Origin of the sequence: Parvibium lacunae (assembly GCF_003335215.1) — a bacterium.
Lineage (GTDB): Bacteria > Pseudomonadota > Gammaproteobacteria > Burkholderiales > Burkholderiaceae_D > Parvibium > Parvibium lacunae.
The window spans coordinates 42,863-64,406 of sequence record NZ_QPGB01000003.1 but is presented as its reverse complement, the minus strand read 5'-3'; the positions used below and the strand labels follow the sequence as shown (position 1 = coordinate 64,406).

Here is a 21,544-nt window from a genome sequence, read left to right as displayed (position 1 = left end):
GGCTGCGGTGACGCTGCGCTAAAACGGCGACCGTGGCGCTGTTTTAGCCTCATTCTTGGCTTGCCCAACGATCACTTCGTCCCCTTCTTTCAGGGTTTTCCCAAGTACCTCGGTGTAAGTGCCATCGGTGATGCCCAAAGAGAGGTTCACCAAGGTTGGCTGCCCCGCTTGTAATTGATAAACACGCCCACGGCTACTGGCGCGCCCGCTCTGGCTGGCCAAGTACTCGTCATACCGTTGCTGCTGCGGTGGCGTGAGTAAGGCACGAATACTGGCTCGCATTTCAGCCCGAGCTTGCTCACTGGCTTTACCCCGTTCGGCGTCGGGCAGGGTTCGCACTGTCTGCATTTTTTCCCTTAGCTTGGTGAAAATCGGGTCCAGTTGGGCTTGCTGACTGGCGCTGAGTTGCAACGTTTGCGTGAGCTGCTCACGCATGGCTTGACTGCGATCCTGCCCGCTCGCAGGCCCAGCGCGATCGGCCGCGTTACCCCCACTTTTTTTGTCGTTCGTGTCACTCTTGCCTTTGCCACTCTCCGTTGCAGGAGGGCGATAGCGCAAAGCACTGTTCGGGAGCTTGAGTACATCTGAGCGGGTATCGGTCACAATCCGTACATTCGCGGTCATGCCCGGTAGCAGGGTTTGTTGCGGATTACTGGTGGCAATCACCACGGTATAGGTAATCACATTTTGCACATTGAGCGCCGCTTTGCGAATCTGACGCACGCTACCTTCAAAGGTCTTGCCAGGAAAGGCATCTACCGTAAACGTGGCGGTTTGCCCAGCGCGAACCCGCCCGACATCGGCTTCATCAATCGCGGTTTCTACCTGCATGTCATGCAAATTGCGGGCGATGATGAACAACTCTGGCGCTTGCAGGCTGGCAGCAACGGTCTGGCCTGGTTCGATTGAGCGTTTGACCACAATGCCATCAACCGGCGAACGGATGACGGTGCGGCCCAGATCGACCTGCGCGCTAGCCAGCGCGGCACGCCGTTGACTCAGGCTAGCCTCGGCTTGCCGAACTTGCGCTCTGGCGACCGTGAGTTGAGCGTCAGCCGTCTTGAGTTGTTCTTGCGTGCCTTGATAGAGGGCGAAGGCTTTATCGCGCTCTGCTGGGCTAATGAAATTTTGTTTGACAAGGGTTTCTTTGCGCTCGTAGTCGCGCTGGGCATCCAGCAAACTGGCCTTGACCCGGCCAACCTCCGCCTGCTGCGCCAGTACGTTTGCCTGTTGCGTCAGCAATTGCGCTTGCGCGGCTTCCAAGTCGGCCTGGGCCTGACGGACCTTCAATTCATAGGTTTCAGGATCAAGCCGTGCAATGATTTGTCCTTGCTTTACCTCGCTGTTGAAGTCGGCCAAAACTTCTTTCAATTGTCCCGATACTTGGGTGCCGACTTGGACTTGTGCGACCGGGTTGAGCGTGCCAGAGGCCGCAACAATCGCGCTCAATGCGCCGCGCTCAATCCGGGCCAGTTTGTATTGGGCTTCGGGCGCGGGTTGACGCAGCCACACATACCCCCCGGCGCCGGCCAAACCGCATAGGAGCACGATACCAACGAGCAATAAGCGCTTTTTAGGCATAACTATCCTCAGTGACTGCTAACGTAATTGAAAGGTTGCACGGGGTGGGGCGACCTCGCTCGCTACGGTACTGTCTGTTACCTTGGGAGCTAGAATGAACAGCCGGCTAAGCGGCACCCCTTGCGTGGCCAGCCAACCCCGAATCATAGCGCTTCGCCGTTGTGCTAGCGCTTGCAGCCCCGATTTATCGATATTGATTTGCTGTAGTAATTGGGTTTCAAGTTCCGCTGCCGGGACTTTCTTGAACCAGTTCAAAGGCATTTTTAATCCCGGCTTGGCTTTGGCGGCAATGGTTTCTTGGTAAAGGCGTTCCATCAGTGCTAGCCGTTCTTCGGCGGTGACGGTCACTTGTTCTGGATCAATTGTTTGTCCCTGGGTCGCCAACTGGCGTATTTTCAGTGCTTTGAGCTGTTGCTGTAACAGCGCTTGGCGTAAGGCTGGGAGATCCTCAGGACGAGCTTCACTGCTGATGTCGAGATTAAGCCCAGGCCGATCCTGCAAGGCTTGCGCCAAGCTCGTTAGTTTTTTCAGGGCGGCGGGGGTTAGACCACTCTGGCCTGGCTCAAAGTCGATATACGCGAGCTCTTCCCCACCGCCAAACAGACTGCCGATGAGCGCAAACGGTGCGGTAACGGCCTTGACAATCAAGTTGCCTAGCACTTGCCATACCAGTGCGCCCACCCGAAATTCAGGATCATTCAGGGAACCTTGAATCGGTAGGTTGATGTCGATTTCACCCCGCCGGTTTTTAAGCAGAGCGACGGCTAACAGTACAGGTAGTTTGGTCGCTGTAGGGCTCTCAACCCGTTCCCCAAAAGTCAGTTGTTCGAGGACCAGCCGATTGCTGGCCTCCAGCCGTCCACCTTGAATTTTGTATTGCAAGGTGGCTGAGAGCTTGCCTTTTTCGATGGGATACCCAATGTACTTGGTCGCATAAGGGGTGAGATTGGGTAACTCAATGCCCTGCGCTTGTGCTTGGATATCGGTCCACAGCTGTGGGCCCAGCGGTTGAATCGTCCCACTGATGACGAGTGGCGCGTGGTCATCGACCATGCCCCGAATATCAACCAGGGCAGGCTGCGGGTTATCACTCGCCAACGCGGAAATGCGGCCATTGAGTTGCGTGAGGTTGGCGCGGTAATTGGGCTGAATAAACTGATCACTAAACTGAATCGCGCCTCTTGTGAGCTGGATGCCGCCCAGCCGAATCTGCGCTGGTGCGTTGGCTGCGGGTATGGTTGTTGGTGCTGTTGCTGCTGCTGTAGTACTCACCGGCCCCTGTGGCTCGGCCTGCCTGTTTTTAAGCAGACTGCGTAAGGTGAGTTGGCCGGTTGAGGTCAAGCCGATGCGACCATAAAAGTCACTGAGTTGGAGTTGCCCGGCTGCCAACTGTACAGGAGCGGCGGGATTGGCTAGCGGGACGTTTAAGGCCAATTGCGAGAGTGTTAAGGCTTCCCATTTAAGCAGATCAGTGGCCTCTCGGCTGTCCAGGGCGCGTAGCTGGGTTAAAGATAACTGACCCGTGTAGCTGACCTGGCTGAGGGCACGGTTAGCCCACACCACGCCGACGTTACCCTGACTCGAGAGCTGCCCTTGTGCCAGGATGCAGTCAAGCCAGTCGCTAAGGTAGGCGCGCAGTGGGACCAAAGGAAATTGCTTTAGCTCAAGCTGCGCCTCAAACTGGCCGTTGGTAGGGTTAGTCAGGTTTAGGCTGCCTTGCAAGCTGAGTTTGCCTGGTGTGGCGGTATCAGGGGCCTGGCCGGTAGCCATGAGCTGGCCTAATCCAGTGCTTAGGGTAATGGCCGTGGGGGTGGGGTTGGGGCCACCGAGTATGATGGGCCCAGTCTGCAGTTGCAGGGCGTTTAAGAGCAAGCTGCTGGGGTTGGCGCTGCGGCCTGCAACTTCGGCTGCGGCGGCGCGCCAGTCTGTCAAGCGGACCTGATTTTGCGCTAATTCAATGGCCCCGATTCGAATCCGCCAAGGCTCACTGGGGGGCATGACAGCATCCTTGGCTGGTAGCCGAGGGGGCGCTGATGCGGTCACCTCGGGTTTCGCAATAGACCAATTCCACTGGCCATTCTGCGCCCGTTGTAGGTCAAACTGCGCCCCCGTCTGGCTTATCGCGCCAATAGCGACCTGCTTGGCCTGTGTATCGGCGGTCATCTCTTGCAGGGTGAGTCGCGCCAGTTGCAGCATGGGGCGGGGGCGTTCCCCAGCTTGCCTCACGGGCGTCGGCGCTGCCAGTAGTAATTGGGAGATCTCAACGCTGCCATCCCGCAGCTTGACGATGGGGGCTGTGGCCCAACTGATGTCCACGGCGCCACGTATGCTGGCGCGCCCGCGTTGAATGAGCGGTAGTGCGCCATTGGGGGTGACGCCGAAAGCGGCCAGAACCGGATTGACTGTTGCCGCTAGGTTCTGGCTGTGGGCATCAATCTTCAGTGCGGCACGTTGCTGCCAAACATCCAAGGTATCAATGGTAAGGGCGAGCTCCTCGACTTGGGTGAATGCGCGCCACTGTGTGCCCTGCCGTTGTTGTATGGTTAAGTCACTGAAACGCAGCTCTCCTTGCAGTTGGAGTTGCCCTGTGGGGTTGGGTGTGGCTGGGGCTGCGGGACGCGACGTCTTGCCAGACTGGGCCGCTTGAAAATGCACTGTCAAGGTTCCATTCAGTTCCCCTTGCTGGAGTTGATAGGGCAGCGCAAGCGGCAGGCTTTGCAGGAGTGGGCCTAGCGCCAGTTGCTTGACCTCGAGCGTTAACGTGGCCTGTGGGGCGGTGCTAAAAGGGAGTAGCTTGCCGTTGAGCTCAAAGGGATTGCCATTGAGTTGCCCCTGCATCTTGGGCGTCACCCACACGGGTGCATAGCGAGGTTGGTTGGCTAAGAGCGGAACCGCGATAACCAGATCGCTGATGATCTGTCGTTTTTGTGTCAAGGCATCGGTGTAGTCAATTTTTCCGCCATAAATTTCGAGGTTACTAACAGAAAAGGCCGGCGTCGGGCTTGCTGGCTGGGCGCGGAGATGCTCAAGGATGTCGCTGATACTCAGGCGTCCGGCCGCATCGCGCGACAGATTTACCTCGGGCGCTTGAATCTGGATCTGGCGAATAATCGGCGTCAGCCGCCAAAGTGTGCCGATATCGAGCTGCAGGGCAATGGCCTGAATCGCCAATGTTGGCGCTGGCGTTGCAGCGCTGGGGTGCGCGCGAGACGCCGGGGGTAAAACCTTCAGTTCATGAAGCTTGAGTTGTAAGCGCAGCAAATCCAGATCAACTGCGCCAACATCCAGTGGTCGCCCTAGTTTTTTCTCACCCAGTTCAATGATCTGTTGGCGGATCAAGTCGGGCAGCCACCATTTGGCGGCTGCCAGCGCACCAGCACCGCCAAGCACCAGGCATAGCGCAACCCAACCGGCGCGGCGTAGCAGTTGTTTAAAGCAGCGAGGAAAACGTAGCATGAGTTTCATGAATGAGGGGGAGTCAGCGGCTCAGCAGTGGGGCAGGTAGGCTGGCTAGCTTGCTCCAGATAGCCCAGCCAGCGCAGTGCTTGCTCGCGGCTTTCACCGCACATCTCGGGCGTCGGCTGCAAACTGCTGCACACAGCCGGACGTTCGGGTTGCCCGAACAGTTTACAGCGGTAATTTTCATCCAGTTGGATACAGGGCACGCCAGCTGGTTTGCCATTCGGCATCCCAGGAATGGGTGAGCTGATCGATGGCGCGATGCAACAGGCAGCACAACGAGGGCGACAGCTAAATGAAACAGGCGAGGTCATTGAATTGGACAAACACGGTTCGATACATGGCAATAAGCAACATTCTGCCCCATTTATCCCTGGCTTATGCCGTTTGTCGGCGCTACACTGCCATCGGTTAACAACTGCTTACAATCCGCAACAAATTGCGCGATGATTATTTTGAGGAGAGCCACCATGAGATTAACCGCCCTAAGTGCGAAAAAAATTGGCAAGTTTGCGATGTCTATGCGACCACGACTAGCGTTATTGCAAAGCGGCTTTACGCTGATTGAGTTGATGATTATCGTTGCTATCGTTGGCATCTTATCAGCTGTCGCTGTTCCTGTTTACTCTGACTATGTTGCACGCGGACGGCTTGCTCCCGGACCTACTTATCTGGCTGATTTTCGTTTACGGATGGAGGCGTTTTACCAGGATTTTGCCACTTACACGGGTGCTTGTGCCGTAGCGCAAGCCGCATTGCCTACGCCAGCAGACTTTACATTAACGTGTGCTGAAGCAGCGCAAACCTATTTATTGACCTTGAGATACAGCGCCGCAGGGATTCCTGCTGGTACCTCATGGACGGTCAACCAGCTCAATCAACGGGCAACTACCGCTTTTCCGGCTACCTGGGGTGCCGTGCCACCAGCCTGCGCGACAGAGTGGTGTATCAGTAAATAGGACCACTCATGGCTAAGTTTTTGTGTAGCTTCCGCTCTACTGAATCTCGTTCAAGTTGTGGCTCTGGTTTCACAACGGTTGAATTACTGATCGTGGTCGCAATTATTGGGTTAATTGCGGTTTTTGCTGCTCCAGCCCTTACCGACTACGTTCATAATCGTTTGATCCGGGCTGCTGGCGAGGAAACCTTAATGGCTTTACGTTTAGCGCGCTCAGAGGCGATCAAGCGGCGTGATCGCGTTACCTTAACCTTTACTGCTGGCTCGCCGGTCACGGCTGTTGTAAATGGGAATGTTGCTTGTGCTCTTAATGTGGTTTGCAATACCTTGCCATACAACATTACCTACGACCGTCGCCTTACCGTGGCAACAACCAATGATCGCAATTTACTCACGCCGGCCGCATTGGCAAATGGGTTGACGGCCATGGGCGCAACAACGCTGAGCTTTGATGGCTTAGGGCGTCTGTGGCCGAATTTTGATGCCACCTTGCCGGGTCCGGCTTCCGCAATTCGAATTGATATTTGGATGCAGGGCTCTCCTGCGCTCAATCGAGTGGTTCTTTTAATTTCGCCTAACGGTTCTACCCGGTTATGTTTGCCACGTGCTAGTGCTGTTGCTTTTGCTTGTTAATCATGATGACTTCTTTATCTCTCCCGCCTTCTCGCTCGACATTACAGCGCCAAAGTGGCGTGATTCTGCTCGAAGTGATGGTTGCTGCGGTTATCTGCATTTTGGGTATCTTGGGTGTGATGGGTTTGCATTCAAATATGCTGGCCGTGATGCCAGAAAACAGTTTGAAAGCGGATGCAGCGTTGATGGCTAATGAATACATTAACGAGATGTGGGCCTTACCAGCCAATACACGTAAAGCGGCGTTTGAAAGTGGCGCTCGTTTTACTGCATTTCAGACAACGGTTCAAAATCGTTTTCCGAACGGGTCAGTGCAGGTTGTGGTTTCAGCGCCCTATGTCACTGCAACAGCAAAAGGCAGTGCGATATTAGCAAACGATGTGACCGTGACAGTTCAATACCTCAGTCGCGCCTTGAATACCCAGCGCGTCACCACAATTACAGCGACGGTAGGGGGGTGATGGTGAAACAGGCTAAAGGGTTTACTCTCATTGAATTGCTGGTGGGCTTAGCGATTAGCCTTGGGCTGATCACGACGATTTACGCTGTTTTAGCCAATTTTGATCAACAGGGACGGCGAAGTCTGGGTATCAGCGATCTGAGAAATAACCTGACATTCGCCCTGGATATACTTGAGCAGCGAATTGCGAATACCGGTCGTGGTGCAGTTGCTATGCCGAATGGAATACAAGGTCAAGCGCCTGCTGCAGTGAGTAACTACAGTGCGCTAGGTTGTCTGTTAACGATTTTTGGCGGCTCGGCGCCACCCCCGCTCAACCCAGCTATGCCGCGCTTGCAGTTTGCCCCGTTCAATGCTGCACAGGGCAATCCAGCTCAAGGGGCAGCAGGATCAGATCGGATTGATGTCATGTATGGTAATGCCAGCATGGAAGCACTTCCTGCAAGAATTCCCGTTGGTACGGCTGGGAATACTTTTCAATTAACCCGCTATAACTTAAATGTTGGGGATCGGGTCCTCGTGGTGCAGAATACCGGCGCTTCGCCGCCGCCATGCTGGTTAACAACAGTGCGTGCGGTTGGCCTCCCTGTGCAGCCAATGCCAGGAGCGGAGTACCAGGCTACAGTAACCTTGGCGGATGCCATCCCCTTCAGCGCAGTAGATATATATCAGGTACACAACCTTGGGCCAAGCCCTGCCATATTCCGTATTCAACATGATCCCGCTACCAATAGCCTGCAAATGTGGAATCTATTACGCCCAGTTGTTGCAGGTGTCAACCCAGCGATCTTGGCAGATAACATTGTTGATTTTCAGGTCCAATTGGGTCTAGACACACAAAACACGGTGACACCGACTTCACCTGACCAAATTGCGGATGACATTATTGATGTCTGGACCAATCCTATCAACATGCAAGCGACGGTTGGTAATGGTGCGCAGCTGGCATGGCCTACTGCTGGATTGCAACAAGTCAAGGCGGTTCGGGTCGGGGTCCGAGCACGCCGCAGCATCCCGGAGCGCCCTCCCTGCGGTTTTAGTCCCAATCCTTTGCCGGCGCTGTTACCTGCTGTTGCGGCAGGGGCCGGCGGGCAAGCTATGCCAGATAGTGGCATTCCTGTGCCGATGGTAGGGCCAGGCGGGAGTGACCCAACTTGTTATCGTTATGAAGCCCGCTCAGTGGTAATTCCACTGCGGGGCATGATTTGGAGCGAATTCTGATGCAACACAATTCATTTCCATCTTTAGCACGCACCCAGCGCGGGGTGACCATCATTCTGGCGCTCGTTGTTCTCTCTGCAGTCTTACTGGCGAGCGTGGCTTTTGTTAGAGCGATAGATGGCACAGGCTTGCTAGCCCGCAATTTTGCTTTTCGTAAACAAACTGTTGCGTTACAACAGGGCGCCGTTTTTGAATGTGTTCGGCGTTTTAACCAGGCCTTGAATGTCAACGCTGCGATGACAAAACGAAACCTCGCTTACGGAGGGTTTGGATTTACCGGCTACCGACCTTTCATCGCATTAACAGGAATTTGGAATCAGCCCTTTGCTGCCCCGCTTCCGCCTGCCTTGACACCAACCGGTATCCCTCTCGAGTTGGTCAATAAAGTCAATGTTACGACCTTTAGCTGGAATGGGAGTGAAGTCAGTTGTTTGATTGAACGTGCGTGCCCTGAGCCGGGTCCGGCCAATATCGCCTGTCATGGTATTCGAACGTATAGCGGTAATTCAGCGCCGCTAGATGGACGGTCTCCTTATTCGGCCAATCAAGAGACTTTTTATCGTATGCACGCTCGGATTGATAATCCGCGTGGCAGCCCACTCTATATCCGTTTTGATTTAACTGAAAACGATGGCCTACCCGTCTTTAACTAAGTGGTGAATCTGATGACTTTGACTCGTCCCCAATGGTTACGTGTGCTTACCTATGTCACACTCTGTACCACCGGCACACAGCTATATGCCGCGCCCGCCGCGCTAGCAGACCGGCCTTTGTGTGAACCGCAGAAAGTACCTTCAAATATTCTCTTTACCCTAGACAACTCTGGTTCAATGGAATGGGATCATCCCGTAGACAGCGAGTTGTGGCGCGGGAGTTCGGGGGCTTTTGGTCAGCGTTGTTACAGCAATCATATTTACAATCCGCTTTGGTACAACCCCGCTAAACGCTACAAAGCGCCTTTTTTTGTTGATTCAGCGGGCAATGAAACCCAACTGCCAAACGCCAATCCCGCCAGCGTCTCGTGGGATGGATACGTCTCGTTTTTCACGCCTTACTACCTGCCCTCTGTTGATATCCGTACCCAGTTTAATGCCTTTGGCGGATACCCTTCTACAGCACGGGCTAACCAGGCTCCTTTTTACCATAACTACACGGGTGCGACGCCAGCGACCCCAGTCGCGGGTACTTGCTATGCGGATGCCAATTACACCCGCGTTCAAATTATTCCGAGTGTGACTAGTTATCCGAAATCTGTAGAACGCACTGACTGTAGTGGGTCTAGCTGTAGCTACACTGAAGAACTACAAAATTTTGCCAATTGGGCGAGTTACTATCGTTCGCGTGCTGCAGCGGTGAAAGCCTCCGTGGGTGAGGCTGCGCGCGTATTAGAGCCAAGCATGCGGGTTGGATTTCAAACAATCGATGGGGCAAACAATACCAACAGTAAATTCGGTGATTTCTTACCGGTGAGCGAATTTAGTGGTTCCCATCGCGGACGTTGGTATCGTGGACTTTATATTCAAGAACCGAACTATGGTACGCCATTGCGTCGTGCGACTAACCGGGCCGGTGAGTACTATAGAACAGCGAGAAATATAGCAAGCGGCGCCAATGTCACTGATCCAATCATTTACTCTTGCCAGAAAAACTATCACATTCTCTCTACAGATGGTTATTGGAATGGTGATGCAGCAACAACGCCAGTTGGATCAACAGACTACGACACGACTATTCCAAACATAGCGACTCCCGCAGGCCATATGAACTTACTCTTGGACGTGCTGCGGACAGAAAGCGGTAATCCCAGTCTAGTAGCCGGCAGCCAGTGGCCACAGCCGTATTACAAAGGAACTGGTGCAGGAGTGGGGAATACGCTGGCTGATGTAGCCATGTATTACTGGATGAATGATTTGCGCCCGACCATGACAAATAATGTTGCCCCTGATGCAAAAAATGGCGCGACTTGGCAAAACATGGTGCATTTTGGCGTTGCATTTGGCGCGCGTGGCGTCAGTCCTTTCATTGATGCCAACAATGATGGTAATGCCGATAGTTTGCCAGCGACCTGGGCTTACAGTGGCGGCGGCTGGGAAATTGATGATATGTGGCACTCTACCGTCAATGGACACGGAAGTTTCTTTAATGTAAACAGTGTAGATCGCCTCGTCCAGGCTCTGGGTAATGTGTTTGCCGACATTGCAGGCCGTGAAGGGTCTGCTGCTGCACCTGCGGTCAGCTCCCCAAATTTAAGTTACCCTAGTACAGGCTTGGCATACAGTGTGCGCTATGTGCCGGGCAATTGGACGGGAGATGTTGTTGGTAGCACAATTGATCCCGTGACTGGCACTGTCAGTGGTAGCCCAGTGTGGCGGGCATCTGCCCAGTTAACCAATCAATTCGCTGGGACCGGTTGGTCAAATAATCGCCGTGTCATCACCTTTAATACCCAAAGCCAGACCGGGGTCCCTTTCCGGGATTTAGCGAACCTGTCTCCCGCGCAGCAGGCAGCACTGAATAACAGCCAGCAAATACTGAACTATCTGCGTGGTGATAAAAGCCGGGAAGATACCGCGACAGAACTCCGCGATTATCGTTTGCGTCCAGGCCCTCTGGGCGACATCGTTAATGTTAGGCCCTTAGTTGTTAGTAAGCCATTAGAAATTTATGCGGATGAGTTTAATCCTGGTTTTGGCGCCTTCTATAACACCAACCGCGACCCAGTGCTTTATGTTGGCGCCAATGACGGTATGTTGCATGCGTTTGATGCGCGCAATGATGCAGTTCAAGGGGGGCGAGAATTGTGGGCCTATGTGCCTGGAATGTTGTATCGCAACGATAATACCGGGCTCAAAAGCTTAACTTATCGACCTTCTGATCCTTTACCCAATAAGTTTTCTCACCGCTACTATGTCGATGGGGAATTGCTCGCACGTAGTGTTGATTTCAATCGGACCGGTGGCGCAAACGGATCGGGGGACTGGCGCACACTATTAATAGGCGCTATGCGAAAAGGAGGCATGGGTTATTACGCGATCGACGTGACCCGCCCTGGTGACATGACTACCGAAAGCGCTGCCGCAGATAAGGTGCTGTGGGAGTTTACCGGGACAGCCGCAGGCCAGATGGGCTATACCTATGGGCGCGCCCAAACCTTCAAGGTTCCAGGTATGGGATGGGTAGCCGCTGTTAGCTCTGGGTATAACAATGCAGATGGCAAAGGGTATATTTGGTTCTTAAATCCCCGCAATGGCTCGGTGCTGCATACTTTTGTCCTCAATCGTGGTACGCCTGCAGCGCCTTTAAATATAAGCGATATCGAAGTATTTTTTGCTGACCAACGGGACGGAACGGCCAATCGACTCATCGCTACAGACCTAACCGGGAATGTCTGGCGTATCTTTATTCCCCAGAATTTATCGATGGGCGGTACGACAACGATTAATTCTCCTTTCGCCAGCTTTGGCAAGCCGATTTCGATGGCGCCAACGGTCGCTGTCGGTGCCGAAGACAGCCGTAAAGTTTGGATTGCGGTAGGGTCAGGGAGAATGCTGGATCAAAGCGACTTTGGTGTTGTGATCACCAACACTGTGTATGTAATTCAAGATGGAACCATCGACACGCCGGATAACTCTGCGATTGTCAATGCGGGTAATTTACGCTCAATCGCAAACAACAATCCTGGGCGTATTACGCTGACGGGATCTGAGCGGGGCTGGCGCTATGATCTAGGGAGTGGTGAACACGTGACAACCGCACCGATTGCCTATGCCGGTCGTTTGCTTGTTATCGGTACTAAAAAAATCACCTCATCCAGTGATATTTGTGATTCTGCCAATGGATGCTTTACCTCAACAGCTTATGTAAATTTACTGGATACTGCAGAATCTCAATTTGCGCCGATTTCGATTGGGGCTGCAGGGGGCGTTTCATTCGTTGTCACAAAAAGCGATCCAGTAAGCGGTACACTCGGTGGGCCTGCCCTATTGATTCAGCGACAAGATGGCTCTTCTGTAACAACCCCCTTACCCGATTCGAGCAAACCCATTGAACTCGGTGGCCGTAAATTCTCTTACAGCGTCGTTGATCCAGAATAAGGTTGATTAGCCGACTAAACCAATGGCCTCTCATTCAGTGAGAGGCCATTGAGTAGAGTAAGAGCGATTAATGTGACTCAAGCTTTGTGATACAACGCCGCGCCTTGCTTCACAAACTCAACCGACTTTACTTCCATCCCTTTTTGCAGCGCTTCTGCTTCATTAACGCCTTGCTTGGCGGCAAAGTCTCGTACATCCTGCGTAATTTTCATCGAGCAGAAATGCGGGCCGCACATGGAACAGAAATGCGCGACTTTGGCGCTGTCTTTAGGCAGTGTTTCGTCGTGGAATTCACGGGCGGTATCGGGGTCTAGCCCGAGATTAAACTGATCTTCCCAACGGAACTCAAAACGTGCTTTGGAGAGCGCATTGTCGCGAATCTGCGCGCCAGGGTGACCTTTGGCGAGGTCGGCGGCATGGGCGGCAATTTTGTACGCCATGATGCCATCCTTCACGTCCTTTTTATCGGGTAAGCCGAGGTGCTCTTTGGGCGTCACATAGCACAGCATCGCCGTGCCATACCAACCAATTTGGGCAGCCCCAATCGCGCTGGTGATATGGTCGTAACCCGGCGCAATATCCGTCGTCAGGGGGCCGAGCGTATAGAAAGGCGCCTCGAAGCATTCTTTCAACTGAATATCCATGTTTTCTTTGATGAGCTGCATCGGTACATGGCCGGGGCCTTCAATCATGGTTTGCACGTCGTGCTTCCAAGCGATTTGGGTCAGTTCACCGAGTGTGCGGAGTTCGCCGAGTTGCGCCTCATCATTTGCATCCCAGATTGAGCCGGGGCGCAAGCCGTCGCCAAGCGAGAAGCTGACGTCATAGGCTTTCATGATGTCGCAAATCTCTTCAAAGTGCGTATACAAAAAGTTTTCTTTGTGATGCGCCAAACACCATTTGGCCATAATGGAGCCGCCACGCGAGACAATCCCAGTCATGCGGTTGGCGGTGAGCGGCACATAGCGCAACAGCACGCCCGCATGAATGGTGAAGTAGTCCACGCCTTGTTCGGCTTGCTCGATCAACGTGTCGCGGAAGATTTCCCAGGTGAGGTCTTCGGCCTTGCCATTCACTTTTTCGAGGGCTTGGTAAATCGGCACGGTACCAATCGGGACGGGGGAATTGCGAATAATCCATTCGCGTGTTTCGTGAATATGTTTGCCGGTGGAGAGATCCATGACGGTATCGCCACCCCAGCGAATCGCCCAGGTCATTTTTTCGACTTCTTCCCCAATGCTGGATGTGACTGCGCTATTGCCGATGTTGGCGTTGATTTTGACGAGGAAATTGCGGCCAATAATCATGGGCTCAATTTCGGGGTGGTTGATGTTGGCGGGAATAATCGCCCGCCCTACCGCCACTTCGCTGCGCACAAATTCCGGCGTAATTTCGGCGGGAATATTCGCCCCAAACGATTGACCAGGATGCTGGCGGCCCAGCAATTTCGCTAGTTTTTCGCCGTTCGGACCACTGGTGCGCAATGATTCCAAATATTGTTGGCGCTGCAGGTTTTCGCGGATGGCAATGTATTCCATCTCAGGGGTAATGATGCCTTGGCGCGCATAGTGCATCTGGCTCACATTTTTGCCTGCTTGGGCTTTGCGCGGCTGGCGTTTCAAGTTGAAACGTAGTTCTGCCAGCTTGGGATCGGCCAGCCGTTCTTGACCATATTTGGAGGTGGGGCCTGCGAGTAATTCGGTGTCGTTACGCTCTTCAATCCATTTTTCGCGCAATGGCGCGAGGCCAGAGCGGATATCAATTTTGGCGTTTGGATCAGTGTACGGGCCGGAGCAGTCGTACACATAAATCGGGGGGTTTTTCTCGCCACCAAACGAGGTGGGGGTATCCGACTGACTAATCTCGCGCATCGGGACTTGAATATCGGCCCGCGAACCTTGCACATAAATCTTGCGTGAATTGGGTAAAGGCTGAACGGCCGCCTCATCAACGGTGGCGGTGGCAGCTAAAAATTGTGGATTGGCATTCATAACAGCTCCAAAATGAAACGGGAGCCGAACGCAAGAAGAGATGGCTCGGCTCCCTACGGCGGATTTGTCCGCATCAGGTTCAGAGGGTATTTCTCACCGCAACCCTAAGGGCGCGGACCCCTGCCGAATAGATAGCCGCAACAATACTGGAATCTGAGCAATAAAGCAAACGTCGAGGCCGGAGTGAACGAGTAGCGCCCACGTTACAAGGCCCTAGCTTAGGCCCCGTGAATAGTCCTCGGAGCGAAGGCCGGGATAAGTTACCGGCTGATAGTTTGCAAATAAGAGAGGGGGTCTTGTGGATCTTGCTGGAACAGCGCGCGCTCTTCAGGCTTATCCAGCTTGCCGCAGAGGTGCATGACTTCTTCGCCTTTGCGGGCAAACGCTAATTCGCCGCTACGGGGATCAAAGAAAATTTGGTAGTTTTTTGTCTGGAAGGTCGGGGTGCTAAACATCTTGTTATGCTCCTGCGCGTTTGCCATCGGTTTACCAAAGACAACCTACGCTTACAGCATAACAAGAATATCTAGACTTGAATATAGAAACAGAACACGTCTATGGTGCTATTTCGACCTTTCAGCCAAAAACTTAAGGGCGAAATAACAAAAAAATTAATCTTTTTTTACTGAGTCGTAGCTTTTGCATAGAAAACGATCAATCGCAATGCGCCCACTGCCAAACACCGCTAATACCAGTAACAGCAGCCCCCAATAAAAGTGGTCTTTTAAGGCGGGGGTCATGGGCTGGTAAAACATGCCTAAAAATTGCCCGAGCAATTCACTATGCCAGGCCTGGGTGGCCAGTTCATAGCCTTCAGGAAATAAGGCGCTGGGGTAGGAAATCACCGCGACCAAGTTAACGGCAAACAAACCCAGCGCGGGTAAACGCCCAGCTAAGCCAATTAACAACAGGGCAGGGAATACCAGCTCCCCAAAGGCACCGCCAGCCGCGGCGAGGGCGGGGGGCAGGAAGGGCACGGTGTATTCATCGGTAAACAGGGCGATGGTGGTGTCCCAATCGCGGATTTTGGTTAGTCCAGCCAAAAAGAATACTTGTACCAAATGCAGTCGCAATAGCAGCAGTAACGCGCTCTGCGCATAGGATTCGATACTTTGCCAAATAGTCTGTAAGCGTGCATATGAAGCAGTTAGGAAAACGGGTAGGGTCATGACATCCTCTCTGATGGGGCTGTGCTGGATCAATCGCGCTGACCGGCACTACGTTGTTATGTGAGTGATTACTTCGAGACTGACCCATTTGATTAACGTATCGTTTAAATCAAAGGTCAGTCCATTTATGCTAGCTGCCGCAGTCGCCTGCGCCAAGGCATCGCCCAGGGTATGGTGTTGCCACGTTTGCAAGAACACAAAGCTTGGTCGATCCAGTGGCGCAATCCTGACAACCCAATTTTCACGGTAGATGATTAGCGGCTCAGCGGGGGCCTGCCAATCAATCGCCCAATCGCCGGTATAGTCGGGCTGATGTGCTTCCCATATTGGGTAAATATTGTAAGTGGGCGCTAACAATTGGCAGGCGGGTTGGAAGCGCGCCCGCAATGCCGTCAGCGAGTCAGGGGCTAGGGATGCCAGTTGCGTGAGGTCAAGCGGGGTATGGTCGGCAGCCCGATAAGCGAGGTGTTGCGCCCACTCCAAGCGGGCGATGTCGGCTAAGTAGGGTAGGTCTTGCGCGGGGGTAAACGTTTCTAAAAAGGCCGCTAACTGTTCACCAAATTCCCCCAAGTCACCGCTTTGGCTGGGGTGGGCCTGCCAGTACGCGCGAGTCAGTCCCGCAAAAAACTCGTCGCCGACGAGCGCGGCGCAGATAGGGTAGGTGTTGCGCATGGCGCTTTCTAAATTCGCCAGCACATTACCGCGGTAAATCGCCAGCCGCTCGCTCACCTGTTCCGCAGAGCCCACTAAGCAGGGGTAGAGTGCGGCCTCCGCACTACGCTGGCGGAGGCCTGCGGTAAATGTGTGCTGAAGTGCGGTTAAGGAGAGTATCGACATTTTAGGTGCGTTCAGCCATAGATGGGGCGGTGCTTTGCGCCATTTGCTCAGTGGCCAAAGCGACTTCCGCCAGCAAAGTCGCCAGCGGGGGAATATCGGTGTCCCACTCAATCAGTGTTGGTTTGGGGCCAAAGCGCTGTAGTGTCTTTTGGTAGCACCCCCAGACCGCGTCGCATACACGGCTACCGTGGTTATCAATTAAACATTCTGGCGTCACCAAATGTCCGGCCAGGTGAATTTCCCCAATCATCTCGGTGCGTAGCGGCGCGAGTAGGTCTGTAAAATCCAAACCAAAGTTCTGGGCATTTACATATAAATTATTCACGTCCAGCAAAATCTGGCAGCCAGTGCGGTCGCACAGCGCGGCTAAAAACTCGGTTTCAATCAAAGTGCTGTGCTGGTACTGAATGTACTGTGAGAGGTTTTCTATGAGCACCGGGCGTTGCAAGCGTTCTTGAAGTTGTTGCACGCGGCTACTCACCAAGGCTAATGCCTCTTCGGTATAGGGCAAAGGTAGCAAATCGTTCAGCACATTACCGGCGACGCCGCCCCAGCAAAGATGCTCAGAGACCAAGGCCGGTTCAATGCGCTGGACTAAATTGGCCAGTTTATCGAGATGTCTAGGGCGGGCATCATCCGCGCCGCCCAAGGCGAGGCCGACGCCATGCAAGCTAATGGGATATTGGGCGCGGGCGGCTTCTAGGGCGCGTACCGACGGGCCACCAGCCATGAAAAAATTTTCGCTGTGGACTTCTAAAAAATCCAGCGCAGGGGATGTATCAAGCACTTCCCGGTAATGGGGTTGCCGCCAGCCAATGCCGACCGCTGTCGTTGCTAGAGCTGAGTGAGGCATAGGAATGACATAGAAACAGCGGTAATCCTGGGGTGAATGACCGCTGTTATAAGGCCAAGCGTTTATTTCCCTGCTTTGAGCTTGCCACCCATTTTTTCACAGGTGCCTTTGGCCACATATTTCCACTCGTTGGGATCCATGTCTTTTTTGGCCTGGCCCGCACAGGAATGACTCCCGTTGGCGCTAGCACAATCATTTTCGCCTGCTTTGGCGACACCGTAGCACTTCTCTTTTTCGGCTTTTTGCGCGAGGGCTGGGGTGCTGCTTAGACCGAGTGCGACTAGGGATGCAAAAGCAGAGCGAAGCAGTACTTGTTTGTCCATGATTTTCCTCTTGATGAATCGGTTTCAGTAAATAAACGGTGTGAATGAATCCACCTCAGTTAGTCTGGGAGGTCTAACTGTCCTTACACCTTGCCGTAAAAAAAATCGGAACGCAAGGTTTTAATTCGCCCTATGAGCGATAATGCCGCCCAATTGAGGGATGTATATAGGGATAAAGAATGGATGAAATACTGCTAATTAAAGCTGCGATCTTGGGCGTGGTTGAAGGATTGACCGAGTTTTTGCCCATTTCAAGCACGGGCCATCTGATTTTGGCCAGTAGCTTATTGGGCATGCACGATGAAAAAGGGAAATTGTTTGAAATTTTTATTCAAACAGGCGCCATTCTCGCTATTTGCTGGGAATACCGCCGCCGTTTAGCAGCAACCTGTGCTGGTTTGTGGCACGAGCCAAGCGCTCAGCGGTTCGCGCTCGGCATCGCCCTGGCCTTTTTACCCCTGGCTATATTAGGCCTACTTTTTGGTAAACAAATCAAAGCAGTCTTATTTGCACCGGTGCCGGTAGCGATTGCTTTTATCGTGGGCGGCTTGATTATTCTATGGGTTGAGCGGCGTCAAGCTAATTGTCAACCTCGGGTGCAGACTGTTGACGAAATGAGTTTAAGTGATGCAGTGAAACTGGGGTTGGCGCAAGCGTTTGCCTTGATTCCCGGCACCAGTCGTTCTGGCGCTACCATCATGGGGGGCATGCTATTTGGCCTTTCTCGCAAAGCAGCAACCGAATTTTCTTTTTTTCTAGCGATTCCCACGCTGATTTTGGCGGGCCTGTATGAGCTACTCAAGCAACGCCACTTACTCGCTTGGCAAGATATCCCCGTTTTTGCGGTGGGCTTATTGACCGCTTTCATCAGTGCTCTAGTCTGTGTGCGATGGTTGCTGCGTTATGTGAGCACGCACAGTTTCGTGGTGTTTGCGTGGTATCGGATTGCTTTTGGCATTGTTATTTTAGTCACTGCTCATACAGGCATGATTGCATGGCATTGAGTGATGCTGTGTTGTTCGCATCTTTCCCACTAAATGCGAGTAAACACCAAATCCCACACCCCATGCCCCAGCTTCAACCCCCGCGTTTCAAACTTGGTGGTGGGGCGGTAGTCCGGCTTAGGCGCGTAGCCGTCGACTGTGTTTTGTAGCAGTGGCTCAGCGGAGAGTACTGCCAGCATTTGCTCCGCGTAGTTTTCCCAGTCGGTCGCTAAATGCAAATAGCCACCTGGACGCAGGCGTTCGGCCAATTGCTTCACAAACGGGGCTTGAATCAAGCGGCGTTTGTGGTGCCGAGCCTTATGCCAAGGGTCGGGAAAGTACACATGAATGCCCGCAAGCGACTGGGCGGGAATCATGTTTTCCAGTACCTCAACTGCATCATGGCGAATCACGCGCAGGTTTGCAATCTGTTGGCCGGCAATGATGTTCAGCAAACTGCCCACGCCGGGCGAATGCACTTCAATCCCAATAAAGTTATCGTGAGGCCGAGCCTGCGCAATTTGCGCCGTGGCCGTGCCCATGCCGAAACCAATCTCCACAATTAAGGGCTGCGCGGCGCGTTCACCAAAAATCTGCGGTAAATCTAAAGGCTGGCCGGTATAGGGCAAGCCATACACGGGGTAAAACTCATCCATGCCACGCTGCTGCGCGGGGGATAAGTGCCCTTGTCGTAGCACGTAGCTGCGAATGCGGCGGGCGAGCGTGAGGGGGATGTTGGGCGTACTGTCAGTCATAGGCTTATTTGCTGGGGGTAATCAGGCCAGCAGTGGGTGAAGAGGGCGTCGCGCTATACAGCTTTTTCGGCATGCGGCCTGCGAGGTAAGCGGCTCGGCCCGCTTCTACGCCCAGCTTCATCGCATGGGCCATCAAAATCGGGTCTTGCGCGGCGGCAATGGCTGTGTTCATCAGCACGCCAGCGCAGCCCAGCTCCATCGCAATCGCCGCATCGGAAGCAGTGCCGACGCCCGCATCCACAATCACCGGCACCTTGGCTTTTTCTAAAATCAGTTGCAGGTTCCATGGGTTCAAAATGCCCATGCCCGAACCAATCAGCGATGCCAGCGGCATCACCGCCACACAGCCAATCTCTTCGAGTTGTTTGGCCGCAATCGGGTCATCACTGCAATACACCATGACGTCAAAGCCCTCTTGCACCAGCACTTTCGCAGCGGCAATGGTTTCGGCCATGTTCGGGAAGAGGGTGTGCGGGTCACCCAGCACTTCGAGCTTGACTAAGCGGTGGTCGTCCAATAGTTCACGCGCCAAGCGCAGGGTGCGAATCGCATCATCGGCGGTGTAGCAGCCCGCTGTATTCGGCAGCAAGGTGTATTCACTCGGGGGCAAATAGTCCAGCAAGCTGGGGGCATTCGCATCTTGGCCAATGTTGGTGCGGCGAATCGCTACCGTCACAATGTTCGCGCCACTGGCATCAATCGCTGCCTTGGTTTGCGCAAAGTCTTTGTACTTGCCGGTGCCGACCAGGAGGCGCGAGGTGTAAGCTTTACCGGCAATGGTGAGCGTGTCGTGGGTATCGTTGTTGAGCATATTTCTACCTTATTGAGATTAGCCACCACCAACGGCGACGACGATTTCGAGTTGATCTTCCGCATTCAGCGGCGTGCTGGCGTGTAAGCTTTTTGGCACAATCTCGCCATTGCGTTCTACCGCCACCCGCTTACCCTGCAAATCTAGCTCTCGCAGCAGCTCAGCAACCGTCCGCGCATTTTGCAGCGTTTTTAGCTCACCATTAATCTTTACTTGCATGCTAGTTCTCAACGGCTAAAAAAATCGGCTACAATTTTACCTCTTTGCGCAAAGAGTCGTCGGCTTAATGCGCGAAATCTGCGGGTGTAGTTCAATGGTAGAATGCTAGCTTCCCAAGCTCGATACGTGGGTTCGATTCCCATCACCCGCTCCAAATTAGAAACCCAGCTTGTGCTGGGTTTTGCTTTTTTAGTTTTAGAGACGCCACCCTGCGCCATAGTGAGACAGCGACACTGTGTCTCTCGAGAGTGGACATGAGCAAGTAGGGGATCGTTTGAGATATCTTGTCAGGGTTCACTCCGCTGAAGCACATCCTGGGGTACCCCCCAAACATCTCGAATCACCTGTTCAATTGCATGAATAACGGTCTGATCAGCCTGTGTGCGTGAATAGATAAGCGATAGGGTGGTAGGCCGCTTGGTCTTTTCCCAGATGACGACTTCGCCTCTGGCAGCTGCTTGCTGGGCAATGTCATCGCGCATCAGGCATAGCCCAACACCCGAGGCGACGAGATTACGCATCGACGCCTCTTGATCCGCTTCGACAACAATGGTCATATCAAGATTTTGTTCTTCAAACATTTGTTTGACCAAGCGATGCTGTGAGCTTTGCTTTGGTGTGCCAATCCAGGGGAGACAGGCGAGTTCCCGCCAATTGGCTTTTGCGATTTGCGACGCCCATTGTGGTGGTGCGACCACCAGATAAGTCATGTCACGCAGCTCGATGGAGCCAATCGAGGCATCATTAACGACCCCCATGTAGAAACCTGCATCGAGTAATCCAGCACTCACTTGTTCAAAGATCCAGCCGGAAATACCGTGCGACAGTTTTACATCCAGCATGGGGTAATGTTGGAGGAGTTGGCCTAAAAATTCCCCCAAGCGTAAATATTCGGGGTCGATAATTGTCCCTAAGCGGATCGTCCCGGCAACCTCACCCCGCATCTTGCGCGCCATATTCACGAGCTCGACCGCGGAAACCAGTGTCCGCTCTGCTTGCGTCAGCAGCAGCTGCCCCGCTTTGGTCAGCGCCATGCCACTGGTGGTTCGTTCAAACAATGCAATGCCAAGCTCCTCCTCTAAGGCTTTGATATGTTTGCTGACGGCCGGTTGACTCAGGTGCAATGTTTCTGCGGCGCGTGTCAGGTGCCCCAATCGAGCAACCGCCAGGAAAGAGCGCAGTTGATAAATTTCCATG

20 protein-coding genes, 1 tRNA gene and 1 riboswitch are annotated in these 21,544 nt (G+C 53.4%); of the genes, 8 read left to right on the top strand and 13 right to left on the bottom strand.

Translation table 11 applies throughout. From position 1 onward, the window contains the following. Window positions 1-18 precede the first annotated feature (18 nt). Genes DU000_RS07965 through DU000_RS07955 form a run of 3 tightly spaced genes read right to left on the bottom strand, consistent with a single transcriptional unit; the run spans window position 19 to window position 5,354 of the window. Window positions 19-1,581, bottom strand: coding sequence for an efflux RND transporter periplasmic adaptor subunit (locus tag DU000_RS07965; protein WP_114402871.1), 1,563 nt, complete (start codon window positions 1,579-1,581; stop codon window positions 19-21). 18 nt (window positions 1,582-1,599) lie between these two features. After that, window positions 1,600-5,037 carry a DUF748 domain-containing protein gene (locus DU000_RS07960; protein WP_158529658.1) on the bottom strand — a complete coding sequence of 1,146 codons (3,438 nt, stop codon included), beginning with the start codon at window positions 5,035-5,037 and terminating at the stop codon, window positions 1,600-1,602. 5 nt (window positions 5,038-5,042) lie between these two features. Beyond that, window positions 5,043-5,354: a YkgJ family cysteine cluster protein gene (locus DU000_RS07955; protein WP_147266981.1), complete on the bottom strand. Its 312-nt coding sequence runs from the start codon at window positions 5,352-5,354 to the stop codon at window positions 5,043-5,045. 156 nt (window positions 5,355-5,510) lie between these two features. Here DU000_RS07955 and DU000_RS13070 point away from each other — a divergent pair, with 156 nt between their 5' ends. From DU000_RS13070 to DU000_RS07920, 6 genes are read left to right on the top strand one after another with little or no spacing between them, the layout of a single operon-like run. Then, window positions 5,511-5,999, top strand: a complete 489-nt coding sequence (locus DU000_RS13070; RefSeq protein WP_275667800.1) for a type IV pilin protein — start codon at window positions 5,511-5,513, stop codon at window positions 5,997-5,999. 8 nt (window positions 6,000-6,007) lie between these two features. After that, window positions 6,008-6,631, top strand: coding sequence for a pilus assembly FimT family protein (locus DU000_RS07940; RefSeq protein WP_114402867.1), 624 nt, complete (start codon window positions 6,008-6,010; stop codon window positions 6,629-6,631). Between the two features lie 2 nt (window positions 6,632-6,633). Continuing rightward, the gene (locus DU000_RS07935; RefSeq protein ID WP_114402866.1) at window positions 6,634-7,092 is read left to right on the top strand and encodes a type IV pilus modification PilV family protein; all 459 of its coding nucleotides are present in this window, start codon (window positions 6,634-6,636) and stop codon (window positions 7,090-7,092) included. After that, window positions 7,092-8,312, top strand: coding sequence for a PilW family protein (locus tag DU000_RS07930; protein ID WP_114402865.1), 1,221 nt, complete (start codon window positions 7,092-7,094; stop codon window positions 8,310-8,312). Before DU000_RS07935 ends, DU000_RS07930 begins: the two co-directional genes overlap by 1 nt. Beyond that, a complete protein-coding gene (locus tag DU000_RS07925) occupies window positions 8,312-8,965 on the top strand; it encodes a hypothetical protein (protein ID WP_114402864.1) in 654 nt (217 codons plus the stop codon). Before DU000_RS07930 ends, DU000_RS07925 begins: the two co-directional genes overlap by 1 nt. A 12-nt stretch (window positions 8,966-8,977) precedes the next feature. After that, window positions 8,978-12,406 carry a pilus assembly protein gene (locus DU000_RS07920; RefSeq protein WP_114402863.1) on the top strand — a complete coding sequence of 1,143 codons (3,429 nt, stop codon included), beginning with the start codon at window positions 8,978-8,980 and terminating at the stop codon, window positions 12,404-12,406. Between the two features lie 77 nt (window positions 12,407-12,483). Here DU000_RS07920 and thiC read toward each other — a convergent pair whose 3' ends face one another. From thiC to DU000_RS07890, 6 genes are all read right to left on the bottom strand, one after another. Beyond that, window positions 12,484-14,397 (bottom strand): phosphomethylpyrimidine synthase ThiC, encoded by a 1,914-nt coding sequence (gene thiC, locus DU000_RS07915; RefSeq protein ID WP_114402862.1) that lies wholly within the window; start codon window positions 14,395-14,397, stop codon window positions 12,484-12,486. 33 nt (window positions 14,398-14,430) lie between these two features. Further along, window positions 14,431-14,529, bottom strand: a riboswitch (TPP riboswitch). 128 nt (window positions 14,530-14,657) lie between these two features. Then, on the bottom strand, window positions 14,658-14,852 hold the full coding sequence (locus DU000_RS07910) for a hypothetical protein (protein ID WP_205074038.1): 195 nt from the start codon (window positions 14,850-14,852) through the stop codon (window positions 14,658-14,660). A gap of 156 nt (window positions 14,853-15,008) precedes the next feature. Then, window positions 15,009-15,566, bottom strand: a complete 558-nt coding sequence (locus DU000_RS07905; protein WP_114402860.1) for a DoxX family protein — start codon at window positions 15,564-15,566, stop codon at window positions 15,009-15,011. A gap of 48 nt (window positions 15,567-15,614) precedes the next feature. Next, entirely contained in the window at window positions 15,615-16,403 is a 789-nt protein-coding gene (locus DU000_RS07900) for an HvfC/BufC N-terminal domain-containing protein (RefSeq protein ID WP_114402859.1), read from the bottom strand. A 1-nt stretch (window position 16,404) separates the two neighbouring features. Further along, on the bottom strand, window positions 16,405-17,256 hold the full coding sequence (gene bufB, locus DU000_RS07895) for an MNIO family bufferin maturase (protein ID WP_114402858.1): 852 nt from the start codon (window positions 17,254-17,256) through the stop codon (window positions 16,405-16,407). A gap of 62 nt (window positions 17,257-17,318) precedes the next feature. Next, window positions 17,319-17,579, bottom strand: coding sequence for a BufA1 family periplasmic bufferin-type metallophore (locus DU000_RS07890; protein ID WP_114402857.1), 261 nt, complete (start codon window positions 17,577-17,579; stop codon window positions 17,319-17,321). Window positions 17,580-17,758: 179 nt separating this feature from the next. Here DU000_RS07890 and DU000_RS07885 point away from each other — a divergent pair, with 179 nt between their 5' ends. Beyond that, window positions 17,759-18,583: an undecaprenyl-diphosphate phosphatase gene (locus DU000_RS07885; protein WP_114402856.1), complete on the top strand. Its 825-nt coding sequence runs from the start codon at window positions 17,759-17,761 to the stop codon at window positions 18,581-18,583. 29 nt (window positions 18,584-18,612) lie between these two features. Here the strand turns inward: DU000_RS07885 and trmB are convergent, their stop codons facing one another. From trmB to thiS, 3 genes are read right to left on the bottom strand one after another with little or no spacing between them, the layout of a single operon-like run. Next, window positions 18,613-19,317, bottom strand: coding sequence for a tRNA (guanosine(46)-N7)-methyltransferase TrmB (gene trmB, locus DU000_RS07880; protein WP_114402855.1), 705 nt, complete (start codon window positions 19,315-19,317; stop codon window positions 18,613-18,615). Window positions 19,318-19,321: 4 nt separating this feature from the next. Then, a complete protein-coding gene (locus DU000_RS07875; protein ID WP_114402854.1) occupies window positions 19,322-20,128 on the bottom strand; it encodes a thiazole synthase in 807 nt (268 codons plus the stop codon). Between the two features lie 18 nt (window positions 20,129-20,146). After that, window positions 20,147-20,347: a sulfur carrier protein ThiS gene (gene thiS, locus DU000_RS07870; RefSeq protein WP_114402853.1), complete on the bottom strand. Its 201-nt coding sequence runs from the start codon at window positions 20,345-20,347 to the stop codon at window positions 20,147-20,149. Window positions 20,348-20,427: 80 nt separating this feature from the next. Here thiS and DU000_RS07865 point away from each other — a divergent pair. Next, window positions 20,428-20,501: transfer RNA gene (locus DU000_RS07865), tRNA-Gly, on the top strand. A 133-nt stretch (window positions 20,502-20,634) separates the two neighbouring features. On the opposite strand, the gene DU000_RS07860 is transcribed toward DU000_RS07865, so the two are convergent. After that, window positions 20,635-21,543 carry a LysR family transcriptional regulator gene (locus DU000_RS07860; protein ID WP_114402852.1) on the bottom strand — a complete coding sequence of 303 codons (909 nt, stop codon included), beginning with the start codon at window positions 21,541-21,543 and terminating at the stop codon, window positions 20,635-20,637. Window position 21,544 lies beyond the last annotated feature (1 nt).

Coding starts and splice junctions, on each gene's coding strand:
- DU000_RS07900 (WP_114402859.1), bottom strand. CDS start 16,403: ATGTCGATACTCTCCTTAACCGCACTTCAGCACACATTTACCGCAGGC.
- DU000_RS07885 (WP_114402856.1), top strand. CDS start 17,759: ATGGATGAAATACTGCTAATTAAAGCTGCGATCTTGGGCGTGGTTGAA.
- bufB (WP_114402858.1), bottom strand. CDS start 17,256: ATGCCTCACTCAGCTCTAGCAACGACAGCGGTCGGCATTGGCTGGCGG.
- DU000_RS07960 (WP_158529658.1), bottom strand. CDS start 5,037: ATGCTACGTTTTCCTCGCTGCTTTAAACAACTGCTACGCCGCGCCGGT.
- DU000_RS07930 (WP_114402865.1), top strand. CDS start 7,092: ATGGTGAAACAGGCTAAAGGGTTTACTCTCATTGAATTGCTGGTGGGC.
- DU000_RS07940 (WP_114402867.1), top strand. CDS start 6,008: ATGGCTAAGTTTTTGTGTAGCTTCCGCTCTACTGAATCTCGTTCAAGT.
- DU000_RS07860 (WP_114402852.1), bottom strand. CDS start 21,543: ATGGAAATTTATCAACTGCGCTCTTTCCTGGCGGTTGCTCGATTGGGG.
- DU000_RS07910 (WP_205074038.1), bottom strand. CDS start 14,852: ATGTTTAGCACCCCGACCTTCCAGACAAAAAACTACCAAATTTTCTTT.
- DU000_RS07925 (WP_114402864.1), top strand. CDS start 8,312: ATGCAACACAATTCATTTCCATCTTTAGCACGCACCCAGCGCGGGGTG.
- DU000_RS07905 (WP_114402860.1), bottom strand. CDS start 15,566: ATGACCCTACCCGTTTTCCTAACTGCTTCATATGCACGCTTACAGACT.
- trmB (WP_114402855.1), bottom strand. CDS start 19,317: ATGACTGACAGTACGCCCAACATCCCCCTCACGCTCGCCCGCCGCATT.
- DU000_RS13070 (WP_275667800.1), top strand. CDS start 5,511: ATGAGATTAACCGCCCTAAGTGCGAAAAAAATTGGCAAGTTTGCGATG.
- DU000_RS07965 (WP_114402871.1), bottom strand. CDS start 1,581: ATGCCTAAAAAGCGCTTATTGCTCGTTGGTATCGTGCTCCTATGCGGT.
- DU000_RS07890 (WP_114402857.1), bottom strand. CDS start 17,579: ATGGACAAACAAGTACTGCTTCGCTCTGCTTTTGCATCCCTAGTCGCA.
- DU000_RS07920 (WP_114402863.1), top strand. CDS start 8,978: ATGACTTTGACTCGTCCCCAATGGTTACGTGTGCTTACCTATGTCACA.
- DU000_RS07955 (WP_147266981.1), bottom strand. CDS start 5,354: ATGACCTCGCCTGTTTCATTTAGCTGTCGCCCTCGTTGTGCTGCCTGT.
- DU000_RS07935 (WP_114402866.1), top strand. CDS start 6,634: ATGATGACTTCTTTATCTCTCCCGCCTTCTCGCTCGACATTACAGCGC.
- thiS (WP_114402853.1), bottom strand. CDS start 20,347: ATGCAAGTAAAGATTAATGGTGAGCTAAAAACGCTGCAAAATGCGCGG.
- thiC (WP_114402862.1), bottom strand. CDS start 14,397: ATGAATGCCAATCCACAATTTTTAGCTGCCACCGCCACCGTTGATGAG.
- DU000_RS07875 (WP_114402854.1), bottom strand. CDS start 20,128: ATGCTCAACAACGATACCCACGACACGCTCACCATTGCCGGTAAAGCT.